The organism is Erysipelatoclostridium sp. MSK.23.31 (genome assembly GCF_019125875.1).
Classification (GTDB): domain Bacteria; phylum Bacillota_I; class Bacilli_A; order Erysipelotrichales; family Coprobacillaceae; genus Thomasclavelia; species Thomasclavelia ramosa.
The window spans coordinates 1-21,803 of record NZ_JAHOCB010000049.1 but is presented as its reverse complement, the minus strand read 5'-3'; the positions used below and the strand labels follow the sequence as shown (position 1 = coordinate 21,803).

22 protein-coding genes are annotated in these 21,803 nt (G+C 34.9%); all 22 read left to right on the top strand.

Going from position 1 to position 21,803, the window contains the following annotated elements; genetic code table 11:
• A partial coding sequence (locus KSU54_RS16125; RefSeq protein ID WP_254879233.1) for an MSCRAMM family protein occupies positions 1 to 787 on the top strand: 787 nt, incomplete at its 5' end.
• A gap of 85 nt (positions 788 to 872) precedes the next feature.
• On the top strand, positions 873 to 1,124 hold the full coding sequence (locus KSU54_RS16120) for an LPD11 domain-containing protein (protein WP_008790995.1): 252 nt from the start codon (positions 873 to 875) through the stop codon (positions 1,122 to 1,124).
• A gap of 88 nt (positions 1,125 to 1,212) precedes the next feature.
• Positions 1,213 to 1,671, top strand: coding sequence for a hypothetical protein (locus KSU54_RS16115; RefSeq protein ID WP_008790996.1), 459 nt, complete (start codon positions 1,213 to 1,215; stop codon positions 1,669 to 1,671).
• On the top strand, positions 1,668 to 2,540 hold the full coding sequence (locus KSU54_RS16110) for a hypothetical protein (RefSeq protein WP_008790997.1): 873 nt from the start codon (positions 1,668 to 1,670) through the stop codon (positions 2,538 to 2,540). The genes KSU54_RS16115 and KSU54_RS16110 overlap by 4 nt, the downstream gene beginning before the upstream one ends.
• 40 nt (positions 2,541 to 2,580) lie before the next feature.
• Positions 2,581 to 2,904 (top strand): hypothetical protein, encoded by a 324-nt coding sequence (locus KSU54_RS16105; RefSeq protein ID WP_008790998.1) that lies wholly within the window; start codon positions 2,581 to 2,583, stop codon positions 2,902 to 2,904.
• Entirely contained in the window at positions 2,882 to 3,805 is a 924-nt protein-coding gene (locus tag KSU54_RS16100; RefSeq protein ID WP_008790999.1) for a conjugal transfer protein, read from the top strand. Before KSU54_RS16105 ends, KSU54_RS16100 begins: the two co-directional genes overlap by 23 nt.
• A 3-nt stretch (positions 3,806 to 3,808) precedes the next feature.
• Entirely contained in the window at positions 3,809 to 4,102 is a 294-nt protein-coding gene (locus KSU54_RS16095) for a hypothetical protein (RefSeq protein WP_008791000.1), read from the top strand.
• Positions 4,102 to 4,506, top strand: a complete 405-nt coding sequence (locus tag KSU54_RS16090) for a hypothetical protein (RefSeq protein WP_008791001.1) — start codon at positions 4,102 to 4,104, stop codon at positions 4,504 to 4,506. The genes KSU54_RS16095 and KSU54_RS16090 overlap by 1 nt, the downstream gene beginning before the upstream one ends.
• A 127-nt stretch (positions 4,507 to 4,633) precedes the next feature.
• The gene (locus tag KSU54_RS16085) at positions 4,634 to 6,931 is read left to right on the top strand and encodes an ATP-binding protein (RefSeq protein ID WP_226814509.1); all 2,298 of its coding nucleotides are present in this window, start codon (positions 4,634 to 4,636) and stop codon (positions 6,929 to 6,931) included.
• Entirely contained in the window at positions 6,924 to 8,993 is a 2,070-nt protein-coding gene (locus KSU54_RS16080; protein ID WP_226814510.1) for a hypothetical protein, read from the top strand. The genes KSU54_RS16085 and KSU54_RS16080 overlap by 8 nt, the downstream gene beginning before the upstream one ends.
• Complete coding sequence (locus tag KSU54_RS16075) at positions 8,983 to 10,005, top strand: glucosaminidase domain-containing protein (RefSeq protein ID WP_217749066.1); 1,023 nt, start codon at positions 8,983 to 8,985, stop codon at positions 10,003 to 10,005. The genes KSU54_RS16080 and KSU54_RS16075 overlap by 11 nt, the downstream gene beginning before the upstream one ends.
• Entirely contained in the window at positions 10,005 to 10,490 is a 486-nt protein-coding gene (locus KSU54_RS16070) for a hypothetical protein (protein WP_224209029.1), read from the top strand. Before KSU54_RS16075 ends, KSU54_RS16070 begins: the two co-directional genes overlap by 1 nt.
• 663 nt (positions 10,491 to 11,153) lie before the next feature.
• On the top strand, positions 11,154 to 11,936 hold the full coding sequence (locus tag KSU54_RS16065) for an AraC family transcriptional regulator (protein ID WP_217749067.1): 783 nt from the start codon (positions 11,154 to 11,156) through the stop codon (positions 11,934 to 11,936).
• 80 nt (positions 11,937 to 12,016) lie between these two features.
• Complete coding sequence (locus KSU54_RS16060; RefSeq protein WP_035110439.1) at positions 12,017 to 13,444, top strand: prolyl oligopeptidase family serine peptidase; 1,428 nt, start codon at positions 12,017 to 12,019, stop codon at positions 13,442 to 13,444.
• A gap of 1,111 nt (positions 13,445 to 14,555) precedes the next feature.
• Positions 14,556 to 15,191, top strand: coding sequence for a hypothetical protein (locus KSU54_RS16055; RefSeq protein WP_008791009.1), 636 nt, complete (start codon positions 14,556 to 14,558; stop codon positions 15,189 to 15,191).
• Positions 15,192 to 15,194: 3 nt separating this feature from the next.
• A complete protein-coding gene (locus KSU54_RS16050; RefSeq protein WP_008791010.1) occupies positions 15,195 to 15,626 on the top strand; it encodes a hypothetical protein in 432 nt (143 codons plus the stop codon).
• Positions 15,627 to 16,435: 809 nt separating this feature from the next.
• A complete protein-coding gene (locus tag KSU54_RS16045; RefSeq protein WP_117791840.1) occupies positions 16,436 to 18,637 on the top strand; it encodes a helicase HerA domain-containing protein in 2,202 nt (733 codons plus the stop codon).
• A complete protein-coding gene (locus KSU54_RS16040; RefSeq protein WP_117791839.1) occupies positions 18,625 to 19,056 on the top strand; it encodes a hypothetical protein in 432 nt (143 codons plus the stop codon). The genes KSU54_RS16045 and KSU54_RS16040 overlap by 13 nt, the downstream gene beginning before the upstream one ends.
• Before the next feature lie 17 nt (positions 19,057 to 19,073).
• On the top strand, positions 19,074 to 19,922 hold the full coding sequence (locus KSU54_RS16035; protein WP_117791838.1) for a replication-relaxation family protein: 849 nt from the start codon (positions 19,074 to 19,076) through the stop codon (positions 19,920 to 19,922).
• A gap of 78 nt (positions 19,923 to 20,000) precedes the next feature.
• Positions 20,001 to 20,192, top strand: a complete 192-nt coding sequence (locus KSU54_RS16030) for a type II toxin-antitoxin system HicA family toxin (RefSeq protein WP_008791014.1) — start codon at positions 20,001 to 20,003, stop codon at positions 20,190 to 20,192.
• Positions 20,193 to 20,224: 32 nt separating this feature from the next.
• Positions 20,225 to 20,626, top strand: coding sequence for a type II toxin-antitoxin system HicB family antitoxin (locus KSU54_RS16025; protein WP_054322161.1), 402 nt, complete (start codon positions 20,225 to 20,227; stop codon positions 20,624 to 20,626).
• Positions 20,627 to 20,685: 59 nt separating this feature from the next.
• Positions 20,686 to 21,582 carry a DNA/RNA non-specific endonuclease gene (locus KSU54_RS16020; protein WP_226814511.1) on the top strand — a complete coding sequence of 299 codons (897 nt, stop codon included), beginning with the start codon at positions 20,686 to 20,688 and terminating at the stop codon, positions 21,580 to 21,582.
• Positions 21,583 to 21,803: the final 221 nt, after the last annotated feature.

The window sequence follows — 21,803 nt, the reverse complement described above, 5'->3', positions numbered from 1 at the left end:
TACTAAAACTAAACAGATCACTGATAAATGGACAAGCGGTGAACATATTTTCGATGTCACTGAAGATATGAAAGCTAAGCTGATGGCCGGTGAAACAGTAAGTGATATGTATGTTGATATTGAAGATGATTCAAGTACATATTATAGAATTTCTAAAAATGAAGGACGGGATGATTATAGACTATTAATGCAGGCAAATGGTGAAACTAAATATTATAACATCGATATCAACGGCGATGAAACAACACATATGATCAGAGGTACAGCTGAAGATCAGGAATATGTTATCACAGAACTAAAGAGTCCAGACGGTTATGCAACAGCCGAGCCGGTTACATTTAAAACAGATGAAGATAAAAATTTAACTGTTGAAATGATTGATGAGATTACCCGGGTTGAAGTATCTAAACAGGATATTACAACAAATAAAGAGCTTCCGGGAGCGACACTGGTTGTTAAAGATAAGGACGGAAATGTTTTAGATGAATGGGTGTCAACATCTGAACCTCATATTATCAAAAACTTAACTGTTGGTGAAACATATACGTTATCTGAGACTATCGCTCCAGACGGATACAAGATTGCTCAGTCTATTGATTTTAAAATTAAAGACACAGGTGAAGTGCAGAATGTAGTTATGTATGATGAACTTTTACCATCGTCAGGAGGAGTAAATACATCAGATGATACCAGTACAGGTGCCATGGCTGCCTTAGTGTCAGTAAGTGCGTTAGGTATGGTGTCATACGGAATGTACGAATTCTTCAGAAAAAGATATAATCAGTAATCATAGTAAAAAAGGCTCGGAAGAATTTCCTGAGCCTTTTATTTTAAAATGTACCAGTGACTGGTACAAAAATGGAGGTAACATTATGGATGATATTCTGAATAAAGATGAAAGATTTCGATATATGCTGCTTGACAGGATGCGCACTGACTGTGAGTACTATCTTGGCAACGGGGGTAGAAATGCAAGGGAACTCTGGGCAGGCGATGAACAGCTGCAAATTGAATATATGGTAGCTCTTTATAACAGTTTTGACGAAGATTCGAAACCACAGTGGCTTACCCTTGATGAAATCTATGAATTTAAAGAACTTATGTGTGATAACTCATATAAGTGATTTTGGGAGAATCGGCAATTAAAGTGCTGATTCTCTTATTTTATAAAATGTACCAGTGACTGGTACAAAAAATGGAGGTAAAAGCAGTATGGATGATTTAACTAATGAACAGAAATTAATTCTTGATGAATGCCGGGTACTTTTAAAGGAGCACAGGCAGCTGTGTGAAGAGTCTGAAAGGACAGGGATAAATAATGACAATGAAACAGATGAGCTTTACAGCAGATACTGGCATCTCATTCATGATAATTTTGATATGGAGTTACTGAAAAAAACTGAAAGAAGAGCCGGTCATGGCAGTTTCATGGAACCTGAATACATTGATACTCTGATCGAGGTAATAAAAGAACAGCCTAAAAAGATATGCACGTACAGGGGATATGAACTTATAAGAGGCATAGACTGCTGGGGAAATATATCATATGCCCCGTATAAAAACGGAAGACAGTACGGTGATGTGTTTGACGGGTATGACGATGAATCTGCTGTGGCAGCATTTATCAAGGCAATTGACGATGATCCAGGTGATCCGGATTTTATGCTATGACAGACATTGTAAAAAGAAATATGATTTTTTCGGCTGTATGCATTCTGCTGCTTTCAGGGATTTTTGGAATCTGGTATTACACAGAACAGAAGAGTGAGGCATACAGGGATATATACCTTGAATTTAAAACAGCTGAAGATGAGTATGAGCTGGGTGTGAAAATAGATCCGGTCAGCTTTATTAAAAAAACCAACGCTGATGATATTGAATTTCCCCTCATTGAGGCGACAACTGTTGGAGAGCATACATATATCTATATTGCAAAAGACAGCTGGGGAAACAGGAAAGAATTTGTTTTGAAATTAAAATTTGCTGATCCAACTAAACCTGTACTTACTCTTACAGCGGACTATGTGGAAATAACAGAGGGTGACAGTATAGATTTTAATTCTTTTGTAAAGGAAGCGTACGATGAAGCAGAAGGTTCTCTGGAGGCTGAAATCGACGCTCCTGATGAGCTTAAACCTGGAGAATATGAAGTCATCTATACTGTCAGTGACAGACATAAAAATAAGGCAGAGGCTGTTTTGAAACTAAAAGTTAATGCGAAAGCAACGGAAAACAGTCAGGATATATCGAAGAGGGATGATACCCGTACAAAAAAGGAGGAATCAGGCGGCGATTCGAAGAAAGAAAACAGGAAAGAAAGTAAGAAAGATGAGACAGCGAATAATCCCGGTCAGCCGGTTCCATCAGTACTGCCGCCATCAAAAATATTTCTGTTTAGTGAATACGGCTCTATTGCAGCGGCTGAAAGAAATGCAAAAAGCTATGGACAGAATAACTGTCCGTCCGGTCATACATGGTACTGCAGTCCTTACAGCGACTCGTCAGGAACTGCAGCAGGATATATCGTTACATTTAAATAAAATGTACCAGTCACTGGTACGTTTTGGAAAGGAGATTATGATGGTGAAAAATGAATATTTAAGACTGTTTGGCGGGTTTAAAAAATCTTATCCCCGCTCATATGAAAGAAGGATAGCAGATTATCTAAACCGCTTTGAAAGGACAGTGCTGTCCAACAGTCTTGTGCAGATAAATATTCTTGTATGCTTTAGAGAAGGAGATGATGACATGCAGGAAATGTTTCCTGAAATATATGAAATATATGATGAGACGTGCTTTAGAAAGCTGAATGATTCTGACATAACTGCAATCTGTAAAAGCTATGTAAATAAAGTTAGAGAGATTGGAGGTGAATTTATCGGTGCTGTTAAAAAAGTTTCTTAAAAACAGGGCAGACGATGAAAAAGAAGAGGAGGTATCTCTTGAAGAGCTGCAGGAAAGAAAAATAAGGCTGGTCAGATCTATAAAGCGAAAAGCGATGATCAAAAGGATACTGGTGATCCTGGTACTGTTTTTTGGAGTTGCAGGAGGGTATAAGGCACTGTTTGATACAGGAGAAGAAAACAGTTATACCGAACTGAAAGATCAGGCGTTTGTAAGTGCGTATATTACAGACTATTACAGCTATCCCAGAAGCGATGAAACAAAGGAGCGTTTAAAGAATTTTACGCTTTCAGATGATGCGTACAGTTATGAATATGCTAGTGATGTAGAATCGGTTGATGTCAGATCCGTAACCATCTATAACACTGAAAAGCTCGACAGTATAAATCAGATCTACAGCTACTATATAAAATGCACTTATGATGTGAAGGTCAAAGACAGCGAGACTGCTGTTAATACTATGTTTAATAAAATCACAGTTGGTAAAAACGGTGATAAATACAAGGTCATACGACCGGTTACAAATATTAAGAATGAAGCTGAAGCTGTAAAAGACAAAGATGTCCTGGATTCATACGGCTACGATCCTGACAAGGGCTCTGAATCTGTGGATGAGGAAACAAAGAGTGATGTTAAAAATACAATTGAACTGTTTTTAAAAACGTACAATGATGATATCACACAGGCAAGGCTGTTGTTTTTAGAGCCGGACAGACTGCTGCCGCTCGATGACAACACTTCACTGGAGCTTAACGGTATGAGTGATGTTACAAAGAGTGAAGACACATACTATGTAAACTGTACGCTTAAACAGACGGTTTCAGAAATGCAGATGATTTTAAAATATCATTTTGAGATCGATATAGAAAAAAACAAAGTCAAAGTTATGGAGGTATATTAATTAATGAATCTTTTAAATACAGAATTTGGTCGATTTTTATGGAGAGTATTTATCATTATTATCTTTTTGGGAATTATGTTCCTTATTATTAAAAGTGCAATGGCATCATGGAAACGTACGGGAAAGGCATTGAGCATGCTGGATGAAGTTATAGAGGGATTTGTAGTACTTGTTATTTTCTGCGTGATAATGGCAAATGATGCCTCTACTGTTATCGGATGGGTAACCACACCGCTTATGTGGCTGATTAATCTGATTAAAACGTTCTTCCGTGAAGTACTTGGGATACCGTTATAATGGCCAGATCAGCATACAACTATACACTTGCTGAAACACACAAAGGTAAAGTATATATACCTTATGTCGGGATAGAGGTAAAAGGGTATACAACACTTTTTTCCGCGGTTCTGGGTTTTTTTACAGTAACGGCGGTTATAGGATTTCCTTTGTCCTTTATTTTTGGAAGTGTTAGTTACTTTATAGCCGCAGCTTTAGCAGCATGTGCGGTTGTTACCGCTGTGATATACAGCAATGAGATAAATAATGAGACAGGAAGAACAAAGCTGAAGGAATTTTATTATCTGAACATAAAAAAATACAGGTATGTATATGATTCTAAAGGCATTAAACGTTATATAAGACCTAAGACGAAAGGAGCTGTTTATGTAAATGCATGTAGGAATAGTACACGGATACGATAATATTTTATATCACGAAGATGTAGTCAGTTATTATTACCGGATCAGGCCGATTAATTCTCTGTTTGCCTCAGAAAGCCAGTGTGCTACGTTGATCGATGACATGGTCAAGGTCATACAGGATGTCAATATGCCGGGTGGAATTATCATCAAGCCTACAAAAATAGACAATAATAAGATATATAAGGCTTATACAGATAATTTTAAAGATCACGGAAATCCGGCACTGATGCATCTGGCAAAGGATTACATTAAATCGTTAAAGGAAATTCTATCTTCAGCAGTAAGGTACCGTTATGAAATATATTTTGTTTTCTGTGACGGCAGGGATGAAATAAAGAAGAAGATTCCCTTAAAACTTTTTCGAAGTGAAAACCGGCCTCTGTCAAAGCAGGAACTGGAGCTGTACAAAACAGTAGAAAAAGAGATCCTGAAAAAGCTCAAAAAGACAGTGCCTGCTCAAAGAATGGACAGTAATGATGTAACAGCACTTAATAATTATACTGCTGTCCCCGCTGATGAAGTAATAGCTGATTATTATGTAGAGGAAAATCCTTCTGAGATCAAATATACTTATAAACAGGCAGGATCATCAGTGTGGAAAACTCTGTACAGTCGTACGCACGCAGTATCGAGTTTTCAGACGCTCAAAGCTGATAATGGCGACAGAGCTGATGATGTGATCAACAGTTTACAGCTTGAATCTTATCCGTCGGATCTTTTTATTAAGTTTGATCTTGAACAGACTTCAGAGTTCAAGAAAAATATGAAAGTTAAAAAAGAGAAAATAAAAAAGGATCAGAAGAGATATGATTCACTGGCAGATGCAAAAGACAGGGAAATGTCAAAGGCAGAGCTTATTGCAAAAGCAGGAGAAGAAGTTGATCCCGCTATTGAAGGGTCTAAGATAAAGTTTCAGATGTTTATAAGGCTCAGAGCTAATCAGATCGATATGCTTAATAAAAGAAGTGAATTTTTAAGAGCAAAGTTTGAGTCGAAAAGAATACTCCTGACAAATGAAATAGGGGCGCAGATATCTATGGCCAATAATCTTTTTCCATACAGAATCAGTTTTTCTAATTATATCAATACGACTGATCTAAGATTTTTTGCAAGATATAATTTTTTAGGAGGGCTGTATATCGGCGATGAAGAAGAAGGAATGATCATAAGCTATACGGTACCGGGAGGAATACCAATCTTTCACGATATTTCAAAACCGCTGCTTGGAAAAACAAAAACAAGTGCTCCGGCTATTGTCTTTGTCGGTGAAACTGGTGCAGGCAAGACACAGCTGGCAGATTTAGAGGCTTTCCAGAATATGATTTTCAAAGGAATGAAGGTACTGACAGTGGATCCAAAAGGGGATCGCGAGAAAAAAATCAAGCTTCTTGGCGATAACGCTGCTCACTTAAAAATCGGCTCTAAAGACTGCTCGTCCGGTATGTTTGATCCGTACCTGATGAACCAGAATGACGACAGAGAAGCACTTGGCCAAGCGATGAGAGATATAGACAGTATGCTTAATGTACTGGGACTAAGTATTGATACAAACTTTCGTGCAATAGAAAAAGCGCATTATGATATGCTTAAAGATTATGAAAACAGGATAATACACCAGAAGACACTTACATATCTTATTTCAGAAAAACTTGTCAAATACGATAAAACAACAGCTGAACAGGTTATGACACTTGCGAATGATTCGACCATGCGGCTGTTTTTTGCAACTCAGGAAAGCAGATATGACAGTGCATTCAATCTTACAAAGCCGTACAATCTTATAACCTTTGAAAAGATGCCGTCAACTGCCGGTGAAAAAATGGAAAACGATCCAAACAGGCTTGATAATGCGATCTTTGCGATGCTGTTTTCCAGAGTACAGGGGATAATTGACGGTTTTATGAAACGTTTTTCAAAACAGGAAACAATAGTTGTGTTTGATGAATATAAAGTGTATCAGAAAACCCCCGGCGGGGAAGAAGTGGTCGACAATGTAGTACGTCAGGCCAGAACACTTCAGACACATCCGTTTTTAATAACTCAGGAGCTGTCATCAATAAGTGATGCGATTTTAAATAATGTCGGTGAGATTTTTGTAGGCAGTCTGAAATCATCTAAAGAAATTGAATTTATTTTAGAGGAAATGAAATTATCAAATCATCCAGCAGTTAGAGGAGCGTTGATTGATCATACTCAGGATGAAGGGGTTACTGAGGAAAAGAAATATAATTTCTTAATGCAGGATTACAACAACCGCAAGTGTCTGACCAAAAACAAGATACCCCGGTGTTTTGCAGAGATATTCAGGACACTTAAAGATGAAGAAGAATCTAATCAGGAACAACTGGATACGGATGATAAAAATGTACCAGTCACTGGTACATTTTTAAATAAGAAAGAAACGGGAGGCCTGTATGATGATTAGAAAGTTAAAACTTAGAACGATAATACTTGTTCTTGCGGTGTTTTTTACTGTCACGGCAACAGTAAATATTAAACCGGTTGTGGCAGAACCCCCAGATGAAACAACGACAGAGGAGCTTGATGAAGGGCGTGAAACAGAAAGTGACGATGTCAGGTTAAATACATCAAATTTTTATTCATCAGCGATTATGTCGATTGATACGACTACCAGGGAAAAAGAGGCAGATATGGATTATGTTAAGAATTTTTCCAACAGCATGATAACTGCTCTTTCATATGATCTGTCTTTAGTAGATCCTGATACGATACTGATGCATGCATTAGGGATCGTTATAAATATTATTGAATCTATCGGAGGGTTAATGTCGCTGATGGTTCTAATTGCTTATAATCTTGCAAGCAGCAGTTTCTGGAAAACAACAGTAGCAACAATTTTTAATACTTTTGATAAGGCGATTTTTGATTGGTCGGATACAAGCAGCTGGTTTTATAAGATAATTGTACTTTTTGGGCTCGTCGCAGTAATAAAAAAACTGTTAGGATCTACGAAACGGGTGCTTACATATAAAACGATAATTTCCACAGTTATACAGGTGGTTGTTTCATGCATAGTGATAATTACGATTGCTCAAAGCGGAAGAAATGTAGTCAGTTATGTCGATACACTTGTGAATCAGTCTATTTCAACGAGTTTTAACCTTGTCGATGATCAGTATGAAAGTTCCGATCTGCCTGTTGAAATAAATGTAAAAAGCATGATATTTGATATACTGCAGAAGCAGGGGTTCACGCTGAGACATTTCGGGGTAACCAGTGCGGATCAGATTCCAAGTGAATATAAAGGAACATATAAAGGAAAGGACTGGACGGCAGTTAAAACCGGCGAGGAAAGGCTTCAGGATCTGCTTGACAATCCTTCTACAGAAAATGCAAGAATTGAAAGACAGAAGAACGGTAATGATCAGATCGGATACAGCGGGGCACAGTGCCTGATTATTTTAGGCGAGTCATTTATTTTTCTTGTTCACAGACTTCTTACAGCTCTGGTAATCGGGGGAGCGTGTGTGCTCCTGTTTGGTTTTTCTCTGGCCAAAGAGGTCAGTCTTAATGTATCGGTTTACGGACTGGTATTTATGCTGTTTAAAAATGAAATGCGGGTAGCAAGTTCATGGTTTATGGCAAGGATGAAGTGGACAATCATGTTTATTTTTGTGACACTTGCCTTTAATATGTTTCTGTCATTTATGATGATATTTATTAATGGTATCGTGGCAAAGTCGCTTCTGTTTCTGCTTATTTTTGATATCGTAGCAGTGTACGCTATGTGGTATCTGCTTAATCACTGGCAGGAAATCTGGCAGAAGATAACCAATGATCTTGGCATTTCATCTGACTCGACGATTATTGATGCTGGCAAAGCTATTTTAAACGGTGACATCGCACCGGGAGATGTCTACAGCAACCATAAAGAACGGGTTGCAAAAGAAAAGGCTGAAAGAGAAGCAGCGAGTGATTCAACAGATGAGGACATGGACACTTATAGTGAAGATTCAGTTTCAAGTGTAAAGGAAAATGACGAACTTGCAGATAAGGAAAGTTCAGACGATGAAAGTGATGAAGGAAATGAAGGCTCAGCTGAAGATGAGGATACTGATGTGTTTGATGTGGATAAGGAGTTTGACGGCATCGATGCTGAAAATGAAGAAGATGCTCCTGACAGTGACGAGTCATCACCTGGAAACAGGAATGAGCTGAGCGAGACTGATGATAAAGACGGTTTGAATCATGAAAGTGAAACAGATGATGAAAAAAGCTCAATCTCATCTACAGATAATAGTGATCTGAATGATTCCTGCGATAGAGAAGATGATGTTCTGGATGGTGAAAGTGATGAAGTATCCAGGGATGAGGAATATAGAAAATTACCGGAAGAAGATAGAGTGTCGAACAGTACAGATGCATCAGATGAGACTGCTGAACATGATGAAAAGGTTACAGAAGAGCAGAAAGATGAGATTGACAGTTTTTTAAATGAACTGATCGAGGAAGATGATGAAACCTAGAAAAGTGATATTCGGTATTTTTCTTGCACCTATGGTTGTGTCGGTTTTAATAGTAATTATATTTATTTTTATGCTTGTTGACGGTAATTCATCAAGCGGGAACGGAGATATTACGGTTTCAGGACTTCCTCAGTGTATTAAAGAGGAAATGGTGATTGCAAGTCTGCAGTGCCAGGAGAAATATAAGCATCCTGCATCCGTTACACTGGCGCAGATCATTCAGGAATCTACTGGAAAAAATTCGGGTCTTTCGGGTCTGGCATATACATACCATAACCTGTTTGGCATCAAGGCAGGGAAAAACTGGACTGGAAAGACATGTACACTTTTTACCAGTGAACAGAGACCGGATGGTTCGTCGTATCAGATAAGGGCAACATTTCGAGCATACGATTCATATACTGAATCGATTGAAGATCGAAGCCGACTGTTAAATTCAAGCAGCAGCTATCCGGTTGAGGGAGTAAGCAATCCTAAAGAATTTGCCAGATGTCTAAAGAAATGGGCTACTGATATAGATTATCCTGAAACTCTGATTGGCCATATGGATAAATATAATCTATATGTGTACGATAACATGTCAGTTGAAAGTTATAATCAGCAGAAGCTTTCAAGCGGAAATAAGGTCGTAGAAAAGGCAAAAGAGAAAATAGGGTGTAAATACGTCTGGGGTGCCGGACACTCAATGAACGAAATAAAAAACCCGCAGTTAAGCACGTTTGACTGTTCGAGCTTTGTATGCTGGTCGTATTATCAGGCGGGGATAGATATTGGCAACATGACAACTAAGGAACTGGTTGTTGCAGGTATCGAGATAAGTCAGTCAGAGCTCAGGCCGGGTGATATAATCCTGTTTGCAAGAAACAAGGGCGGTACAACACCTTCACATGTTTCAATATATATCGGAGAAGGGAAGATGATCCATGCACCGCGCACCAATGATGTTGTAAAAATTGACAACTACAGTGAACACTGGAAGGACAGAACGATATGCTTCAGGAGGCTGTATTAGTGAAGAAAGATATTGTAAAGATTATTTTAACAGCAGTCCTCATGCTGCTTCTTGTTAACTGTTTTGACAGGCCTGAGAAAAGTAAGAAAAGCAGCAGTTATAAAAATGAAGAAAGTGAGGTTTTGACTGATAATAACTATTACAGGGAACAGGAAGTGACAGAACCTATGCTTTTTGATTATGCAAATTTGAATTATCAAAGCAGTACGTATGATGAAGAAACAAATACGCTTGTTATGAAGTACGTTGAGACAAATGAAAAAGAAGGAGACGATGATTACAGCATTCGTGCATATGAGGGCAAAAGGAAATTTAAGGCTGATATATATAAAGGCGAAACAGAATATATACAGGATGATGATCTTTATTATACAGAGTATCAGATCAGGATCGTTATTTCTGATAACACACAGTTTATACTTGAAATATCCAGAAACAATGCCTCGTATACAGTCAGGTGTACTGCAGGATCACTTGTAAAATGATATAATAAGGATGAAACTATTAGCACGATTTTGATTTGATGAGGCAGGAGAAAAATAAATTATATTGGTAATATGCAATGGAGGGACTAGTTTGTGGAATATCTAAAAGATATTAATTTAGACATCGATGAATATGGTGACTGTCTGCCTCGCCAGCATGATGTGAATTTTTAAAATAAATTGCAGTCCGTATATACAATGGTTAAGGGACTGAAAAAGGTTCACGAAAAAACAGTCTGGATAATTAGCAGCTGCCTGAGCCGTTTGAAGGATTTACTGCTTCCTGATATGATGGTCAGAGATAACCATTTGAAACCTTTGTGTGGGAAGTAGGTTTTTATGAAGATTTGATATATGATCGTCCGTTGAAGAAATAAAAGTGTTCAAAATAAGCTTTAAAAATGCAATGTACCAGTCGCTGGTACATTAAATACACTAGTGAATGTTTTTTCTATCAAAAAATATAGTGATATTAGAAATTTTAAAATACCAATGAAATATTTAGGATAGTATTTGTGATGAATTTGTCGCTTCTCTACAATATTATTAACAATGATTGGATTTTTCACTACACATACTTTTTAAAAATGAGATATAATTATTTAAAAAGATGACGAAAGTGAGAAGAGTATGGGTGCTGCATATTATGAGATAACAAAAACAATGCATAATTTACCATTATCAATATACTTACATAAAAAAAGTCCATTTCAGAAAGTCGAAGCACACTGGCATAGAGCACTGGAAATTTCAATAGTATTTGATGGAAAAGTAGACTTCTATAATGGTAGATTTCATGAAGTTGTTGAAAAAAATGGTGTGAGTTTAGCTAATTGTAAGGAAATACATTTTTCTATTCCACATTTTGACTATAGTGAGGATAAAATAGTTGGGTATACAATGCAGATAAATTATTTATTTTTAGAGAGTTTAATACCTAATATAGAAGAAATATTTTTTGATATTTCGAAAAGAGAGGTAAATAAAAAACTAGCAGAGTATATGTTATTGATATATGAATTATATGTTAGTGAAAGTGCAAGCAAATATATTAGAATATATGCATTAACTTTAAAGATGATAGGCTTATTGTATGATTGTTGTCAGATGGAAAGAAGAAATATTTCAACAGAAAAGACAAAAGATATTTTAAAATATATTCATCAAAATTATTGTGAAAATATTCATTTGTATAGTGTGGCTAATTATTTTGGTTTTTCTCGAGAATATTTTGCAAGGATGTTTAAAAGGGAGTTGGGAATATCATTTAAGCAATATTTAATAAAGTATAGATTAAATCAATCGTTAGATTTGCTGAAAAACACAAAAAAAACAGTTGCAGAAATTTCGCTGTGTATAGGTTTTACAAGTGAGACACAATACATAAGCCATTTCAAAAAATTCTTCAAGCAAACCCCAGGACAATTCAGAAAGTCACAATTCTAATATAAATAAGTCAATAATTCGATATAATAAATAATTTCTTTTGCTTATACTTATTGATAGAAAGGAAGGATATGTATAAGATGAAAAAATTATTAAGTGGTTTATTGAGTGTGCTGTTACTGGCAACAGTTATGATTTCGCCAATTTATGCGATTGAAGCAGAAACTGTAAATTTTGATTTACAGTCAACAGTATATGACGATGGAGAAGCAATTGATACTGTTATTTTGGATGTTTCTAATTTAGATGTTGACGAAACAAGAATTAATAAAGATATGTTTAACATTCACGCTGTTTCTTCAAGTATATACACACTTGAGCAAGAAAGAGAATTTTTTGGAGATGATTCAAAACATGGTTTACAACATTGTGGTTTATATGAAGGTGACCGTAAGATTGAAAGTATGGAATTAAAAGATGGAAAAATTATTTTACATTTAGTAACAGATAGCGGAGTTTCATGTAAACAGACATTAGATTTTACAGCTAATTTTACAACTGAAAAAGGGTGTAATTCTTTATTGAAAATAGATTACACGATTACTTTGAATGAGAGCTTACCATTGAAAGATGGTAGAACAGTTAATGTAACTTTTAATCAAAATCAAGGTATAAAGAATGAGGAAATTGAAAAATTTACCGAAGGAGAACATAATGGATTTAAATATCAGTTTTATACGCCCAAAAATGCTAATGATGGACAAAAGCATCCACTGATTGTCTGGTTTCATGGTGGGGGAGAATCTGGATATCGCGGTTTACATTATAATAATTTATCGCAATTAAAAGCAAATAGAGGAGCGGTTTCTTTTGTTAGTGATGAGGCTCAGAAAATATTTGATGGAGCCTATGTTTTAGCACCGCAAACACCTCATGAATGGTCAGAAAATTTAAATGATGCAAAGGATTTAATTGAGTATATTGTTCAGAATAATAATGTTGATACTGCACGTATATATGTATATGGTTGTTCGGCAGGGGGGTATATGACGCTAGATATGGTTGTTCATAATCCTGATTTGTTTGCAGCGGCAGTTGTTACTTGTCCGGCAATCGATCAAAAAAATATAAATACATATGGTCAGGGAAGACAAATAACAGACGAAGAAATAAAAGCAATCGATACTCCGGTTTGGCTTGTTCAAGCTAAGGATGATACAACTGTAAAATATGAAGAAAGTGCCTTGAGGGTATATAATTTATTGAAGGATAAAGGTGCAATTTTAAGTACATATGAAACAGGTGGACATAGTTCTTGGATTTATACAGCAAATAATGATCCAATTTATAATGGTGAACATGTCTGGCAATGGACTGCAAGACAAACACTGACTAGTGTTAATAATCAAACTGTTCCAGATACAAAGTCAGAAAAAATAACATCTGTCAAAACAGGTGATACTACCTCAAGTGATATTTATGTTATTGTTGGCTGTGTGAGTGCTACTATTTTGGCGCATTATGTATTAAAGAATAAAGAATCGATTAAAGGTAAAATGTTCAATTAATGAATAAGTGAGTTATAAAAGAATTTAAAAATTTCAAGTTAATTAAATATATAAAGACACAAAAAACCATTCTATTTTTATGAATTGTTTCTTTGTGTTTTTTTGAAAAATATAAAATATGAATTTTTTAAATAAAAGCGTGTATTAAAGATACTAGATTAAATATAAACAGCTACACAACCTGTTTATCAAAAAAAGGTGTAACAGAAAAAATATCGGATGAAAAGTGTGACTAATTGCATCTGGGCGTAACGGTGCTAAAAGTAGTGAACTAAGTATGGGAATGTTAATTTATCGTGAGGAATTAGACAATTTACCAAGGATTCAATGGTTTTGTAGAATCAATGTGTGAGGGGGATGGAGTACGATATGAAACATTAAAAAAATTATGAGTCTTATTCATTATAATGGGATGTCTATAAGGTTTATTAAAGAGATGTTAGAGGGAAAATGTACCAGGCACTGGTACATTTTATACTGACAGTTAGTAATTGTAAGAACAATGGTAAAGATGCTGAAAAAGGTATTTTATTTGTACTTTTAAAATAAATTTTTTATTTTAAGTGTACTTGATATTTATCGGGGCATATTATATAATGTGCTTAGGCAAAGATGGATTCTAAGCCACGGCAAATAAAAAAGGAACGCGGCTACGTTCCTTTTTTAGTGCTCAGGCTGTCATGCTATCTTCTATCAAGCCACTTGCAGATGCAATGGCAAATTACACCTGCTACGATAGAAACTAAGATGGATTCTAGTACCTCCACGGCAGTCACCTCCTTCCGGTGGTTGGAGGTAAGACAGCCTGTATTATTATATCACGGATACATTTTTTTACAAATACTGATACGGTATCTGTTTAAAAATTGTTAATTATTTTTATAAAGGGAATGTACCAGTGACTGGTACATTTTTTATTGAGAGTGATTGTGTAGAAATACCGGCTTCTTTATCATTTAACGCTGAAAATTCCAAGAGTAATATTATATTGGGACTATGATTGAATTCTTATTATATTTAATGATAGTAATATTAACAAATGATATACTTATAATATAAATATACTTTGTTATACTACAGATAGCACAGATGATGAAATGGAGGGAAAATTATGAAGAAGTTATTTATCAGTTGTCTAGTGGCGATTTTATCAATTGGATTATTTGCTGTTTCTACAGTAAATGCTGCTAGTGATGTTTCGCAGCTGTTTAAGGAGTTCATGGATGAATGTTTCAGTGACGAGACTAACGTAACAGTATTTATGGGAAATCAGGATGTGACCAAAGAATTTTTTGATAGGTATCGTGATATGTATTCAAATAATGAACTGCTGATTATTAGTAATGATATAGAGTATTATGGATATGATATTACTCATGAGATTGATATGCCTGTTACAAGGGCAAGTACAACCAAATCAAAAACTTTTAAATCATATGAAACTAAAACTGTTAAAGGAAATAAAAAAGAATGGACAACTATTCTTTACTGCAAGTTTACATATAATCCCAGCACTGGAAATATAACATCAATCTCAAATCCTCAGCTGAATGTAGATTTTGGCTCATGGGGTAGTGCTTTTACACCAAGATGGTTTAATGCTTCAACTGGAAAGGAAAAAGTGGGAAGGCTGTCTGTTAAGTTTACATGTGATTATGATGTTGAAGCTACATATGATCCACCATACTTGCCGGCTTTCACGTGGAATTTTGGGCATTGTTCACGTTCATATACACTTAAGGTCTAATCTATGGAAAAGTCTATTGTTACAAAGTTCTGTATAATAAATACAGTATGTTTAGTTCTGTTTCAAATGATTCATATTATAATTGAACTACTCAAAAAAAATGTTTCAAATAGTGTAGAGCTAACCCAATCGCAAATCATGGAACAAATGAAGTATAGCAAAGTGCAGAGTGTTTTTAGTTATCTGACGTATGCATGTATACTGTTAATTATAATAATTTTATGTGTTTCAGTAGTTCAAAAGAAATATGATAATGTTTTATTAATAAATATAGCCGGTATGTCAGTGTTGCTGTTGCTGTCTGTGGCAGCTGTATTGTTTTTAAAACTAAATGCAGGTAATGTTTTTGAAAATATTTTAGGATTAGGAATACTGGAGATATTATTTATAGTTGCTTATTTATACAGGAGGAATTTTTCAAAACAGAATAAGTGACTAAAAAGAATATGAATATCAAGAAGTTCCGAATAAAATATTATTAGATGAAAAATTAAAGTATTGCTTATTTGTTATTTGATAAGGTATATTTGACAATCAACTAAGATGAGAATAATGTCTGGGCTAAACTGGGAAAAAGGACGTTGACACGTTCTTTTTTATTTTATGACGGAACTTAATTATTGTTTTTTGGATACGGTGCAAGTTTATTAGTTGATGATTTTTACGGATGAAATGTACCAGTCACTGGTACATTTTTATATAGTGATAAGATAGACTGTATTTATAAAGGTGGCAGGAGTGAGGCAAAGCGCAACTATGCCATTACTATGGTATTACTATGGTAATGGTATGGTATTGTAATGATTTTGATAATGGCCGAGGCGTGAGTTTTAACTGTAATTTCCAGTCTGGAAATATAAAATTATCAAGGCGATAAAAAGTGATAAAAACTATGGTTTTAACTATGGTTTTTGCTATGGTTTTACTATGGGAGATATACCATAGCTGTAACCATAGTTTTTTCGCTCAAAACTGTTGATATATATAGCTTTTTTGTTTTTCAAAAAAGTAAAAAATTCCTCGATTACTATCGTTTTAATCCTTATTAAACTCTTATGGACAAAACCTTATCGGCTCAAAGCAGTAAACAGCCATATTAGACCATTAATACTTTAATAAAACAATATTATCAATAAAGAAAAAATATATATTTAAAATACAAAATAAATATATTATATAAATCAGTTTTTAAAATGTACCAGTTACTGGTACATTTTTTTGAACAGAACAGGAGAGAGAAAAATATGTATTATCAAATTATTCCAAAAAGAGATTATCAGTTCAGTCTTGAAAATACGATTATGCTTTTTAAGAATATAGGATCTGCAAGAGAGAAACTTACATTAAAAAATATATTTGCAGGTGCCTTTAATTATAAATATATAATCGACTGTGATAAAGATAACAGAATCAATTTCTATTTGTGGATCAGTGATTCTGTGAATCAGGATGCAGCTGTAAATGCTGTAACTGTCTGGCTTGCTAATAAAGCTGTTGTTTTTAAATCAAATGCAGTATTGAAGGAGTACAGCGTAGTTGATACGCTGTATGATTATGAATCAGCAGGAGGGAAAAATAAGAAACTTTCTGCATTTACAAATGACACGGTGTTCATGAATATACTGGCTATGCTTCAGCCAAGAACAAGAATAGTTATAGGGTTTAGAGTTACAGATATTTCATTAAAGGAAAAGAATAATTTCAGATTTGGAAGAGGTGGAACAGATGTAGAGATTGAAGCTCTTATTCAGGTAAGCGGCGACAGTAAATATTCGAGAACCAATGTTATGAATATTGCAGGCAGTATCTGTTCGTTGACAGCTGATGAAAGACGGCTTAGTGTCAAGTTTAAAAATAAGTTTATGCCGATAAGATTATCCGGAAGTGAGTTTGCAAATATTTTTCAGCTCCCGACATTATTTAGAAAAGATGAAGATACTATTAAAAGAATCAATTATTTATTTCCTGGACAGATTACCTTGAATGAAGATGAGTATAAGGAAGGTATCTATGTAGGTAAAAATTATCATCCGGTTCAAAAAGACAGAAAAGTGTTTTTGGATCTGAATCAGGCAAGAAAGCATGGTATTATATCGGGTTCAACCGGGTCAGGGAAATCATCGGAAGTTGAAGAAATGATAGATGTGTTACTTCTGAATAAATTAAAAAATCTAAATGCACCGGGATTTACTCTTTTTGATCCGCTTGAATCCAGTGCCTTAGGTGTTATAGACAAAATTTTGAAGTTAAGAGATGATGGGCATGATGTTGAACAGCTGCTGAAAAAGGTAAGATATATTGATCTGTCTATTGATGATTATATATTTCCTGTCTCGCTGCTGAATTCAAATGTATCTGATCCGACGGAAACATTAGATTTTTTCAAATCGCTGTATGGTGATCAGAATACTATTCAGGTTGATCGTATGATGTCCAGTGCTTTAAAAGCTCTTTTAGAGGACAGTGAGGATCATTCTGTTTTTGATATGCAGGAGATTTTTAATACTAATGATGATACTTTCAGGCAGGAATTAATAAAGAGGCTGTCTAAAGATATCTATGCTGCAGATGAGATTAATTTTCTTAAGAATACAAGATTTAACCAGTCTGTCTCAGATCCGATTTTAAACCGGCTGGATCCTTTTAAAAATACTCGGCAGAAAAAGCTGATGTTTGGCCTTCCAAATAAATTTGACTGTGTAAAGGATATTCGAAAATGGATGGATGAAGGATATATTATTCTGTTTAATTTAAAGGGTTTGAGCAAATTTGATATTAAAGTGATCTGCGGATACCTGACAACACAGTATTATTTGACGTCGTTAGCCCGTCCCGATTTTTCTATGCTTCATCTTCTTTTTATAGATGAAGCACATGATGTACAGATGCCCATCTTTCCCAAAATTGGAGCCAAGTCACGTAAAGGAGGACTGGGGCTGTTTTTAATTACACAGTTTATTGAACAGTTTGATCCGGATTATTTAAAACAGCTGATGGGGAATATAAATACGTTTATTTCTTTCAAACAAAAGGAAACCGCAGCGATGACTCTGCAGAGAAATATTCCTTCACAGGATGTAAGCAAAAATGATCTGATGAATCTGCCGACATTTGTAGGGTATTTATCGAGTGAAGAAAAAGGAAAAGAACAAAGTATTCTGATCAAAGTTAAGCCTCCGTATCGTTATACTGAAGGCAGACTGGTTGATCATAAAAACATTACTGAAGTACAGGAAAACTTGAATAAGAATCGCAGGTTTGCTCATAAGCTGATGGCAAGAGATTTTTTGAGCAGGGAAGAAGCTGAAAAAATAGTGTACAGAAAGCATTTTAAAAATCTGGAACTGGAAGAATACGAGAAGGAACTGCTTGATGAGGGGGATTCACTGATTCCTGCAGAAGCAAGCGATGATGTAAAAGGAGGAATGATGATGTGGGAAGATTAAATATTGACTACATAAAGTATATACTGAAAAATAAACTGATAAAAATCATACCGTATAAGTACAGAAAACCATTTATTCTCATTTTTGCAGTTTTGTCTTTATACGGCTATTTCAAATTTATGATCATGCTAAGTGCCAGGCTTTTTGGAACACCAAGTACTTATCTGCTGATAATGCAGAATGCGGTTATGAGTGTGCTTGATATAGTGGTGAGAAGTTTTGGCCAAAACGGAGCCGCTTCAATAATGGCGTTACTGGCGGGTATACTTATATACAGATATACACGGCCGGTATACAAGAAGAACGAAAATAAAAATGAATGGCATTCAAAAAGTTTATATTATGAAATAAATGCGGTGATTTCTTTACTGTATGTTGTAATTACAGTACTTGCATTTATACCGCTGTTTATAAAATGATTATGGAGGATAAGTTTATGGGTAATATTAACAGACCGAAATTAGATACAGAAGATATTGAACTGATGAGAAAAATTGGAAAACACAATTTTGTAGATATGATTTACATATATAAATTTTATAAGACAGACTGTAAAAAAAGAACAGTAAATGAAAGAATCACACAACTTGCTAAATATAGATATCTTAGTATAATAGAAACATTTATACCGCCTGAATATACCGTAAAAAAAATGAAGGGGTACAAAATAGTTTCTTTGGGTGCTAAAGGGGTCGAAATCATGAAAGATTTAGGTGCTGAAGTTGAAACTAATTTAAAGGCATTGAAAAATGCCAGCAGTTACCGCATGTATCACCAGTGTCAGGTTGCTATGGTATGTGATTCTCTGGATTATGAATTCAAGAACAGCGAAAGCAAGTTTGAAGTTGCAGAAATTTATAATGAAAAAGAAGGATTTATAAAGGGAACTGGAAATATGCCGGATGCTGTTATTTTGTTTAGACCAAAAGCAGAGTATCTGATGTCTCCGAAGGAAAGATATATAGTTGTTTTTATAGAAATCGAAAGGTCATATGCAAGCCTAAAAAGATTTAAATCAAAAATCAGATCTTATGAAAATGCAATTGCTGAAGGCACATATGTAAAACATTTTGATATATCGGCTATGGCTCAAAGGGTACTTTTTGTAGCGCAGACAGACGGCCAGTTTAAAACTGTCCTGAATAAAATCAATGAGGCGGGATACGATGATATAGGCATCCTTGTATCTAAGTATTCGCAGACATGTAATGCTTCTTCAGATAGAATATATACAAATCCTAAAAACGGTGAAAAGTATAAGCTGTTATCAAATCTGGAGGTATAATAATATGGAAATACTTAACAATATAATTGACTACACGTATAAATACGTGTTAAAATATAACTGGTGGGAGGTATTGTTATGCCTATGACACCAAAAGAAATGGTGAGACTTCTGAAGAAAAACGGTTTTGTTGAAATTAGGCAGAAAGGTTCTCATTTAATGATGATTAACTATGAAATTGGAAAACAGACTACTGTACCAATGCATAGAAAAGATTTGTCAAAAGGGACTGAGCGTGCGATTTTAAAACAAGCGGGACTATTAAAGTAGTCTCACCATAAAATAGATAAGGAGGAGTTTTAATGATAAAAGAAATTATTTATCCTGCAGTATTTGAGTTTGATGAAGAAGGTGCAATTAATATTACTTTTCCTGATCTGCCAAGTGCAATAAGTTGTGCTGATAATACCCAAGATGCATATCGTTATGCTACTGAAGCTGCTGAACTGGTTTTAGAAGATTATATAGAAGATTTATTTGAGGGAGCACCAAAGCCTTCAGAAATAAAGAATATAAACCTTGAAGAGAATCAGTGTATAGCATTAATCAAAATTGATATAGAAAAAGTTGTGAAGGAATCGTCCAGTAAAAGTGTAAAGAAAACTGTGACAATTCCCTCATGGCTTAATGAAGCTGGAATGAAAAAGAAACTTAATTTTTCTAAAATACTCCAGGATGGAATAAAAAAAGAACTTGGTATTTAAATGATAATGACTAAGCCAAAATGGCTGATTTTATTGTAAAAATGGAGGGTACATTTCTAGTGAAAAAAGTAATACTAATAATTATTAATCTGATACTGGTTGTAACACTATCTGGCTGTTCAACAGCTGAATCTGAGCCTGCAGGTACTAATAATACTAATGATAAGACACAGTTAATAACTGAAAATATACCAGATTACACAGATAAAATTTATGTAGAAGTTAATGGAAATAAAGCAGAATTCAGTGATGAAGATAAAAAACGAACAGATGCTTTTGAACTGTATACTGATTTAGACGAATTAGGGCGCTGCGGTGTTGCATATGCAAATATATGTAAGGAATTAATACCGACTGAAAAGAGAGGCTCAATTGGAATGATAAAACCATCTGGATGGCAGCTTGCTAAATATGATTCAGTTGATGGAAAATATTTATACAATAGATCACATTTGATTGGATTTCAACTGGCAGGTGAAAATGCCAATGAAAAGAACCTGATCACGGGAACAAGATATTTTAATGTAGAGGGTATGCTTCCGTTTGAAAATGAAGTAGCTGAATATGTTAAAGAAACGAATAATCATGTTTTGTATAGGGTTACACCTGTTTTCAAAGATACAGAACTGGTTGCCAGAGGTGTTAAAATAGAAGCTTATTCAGTTGAAGACAGTGGTCAAGGTGTAGAATTTAATGTATTTGTCTATAATGTTCAGCCTGATATTACAATCAATTACCAGGATGGAACAAGCAGCGGAAACGGTCAGATTGTAGATGGTGTAGTTAAAGATAAAGAGACTCATAATTCTGGAGCAGTAATAGGGAATAAGAATACCAAAGTATATCACGATAATGACTGTGGTTCTCTTCCTAAGGAGGAAAATCGTACATATTTTGGTAGTGAAAATGAAGCAGTAGATGCAGGATATACTCCGCATAGCAGTTGTATTGATTAAATATGAAAACCTTAATTTGCCAGTTAAAAGTAAATAATTAATGTTTGAGTGTGTAGTTCGTTGAATTACGCACTTTTAAATTTTATAATCGTTTTATAATCGGTTTAATTACTAATGATGTGTTAATAATTAAATTAAAGGCAGTTGAGGTGAGAATGTTGAGTGAAGGAAACAGGATATATATGGCTATAGATTTAAAATCTTTTTATGCTTCTGTAGAA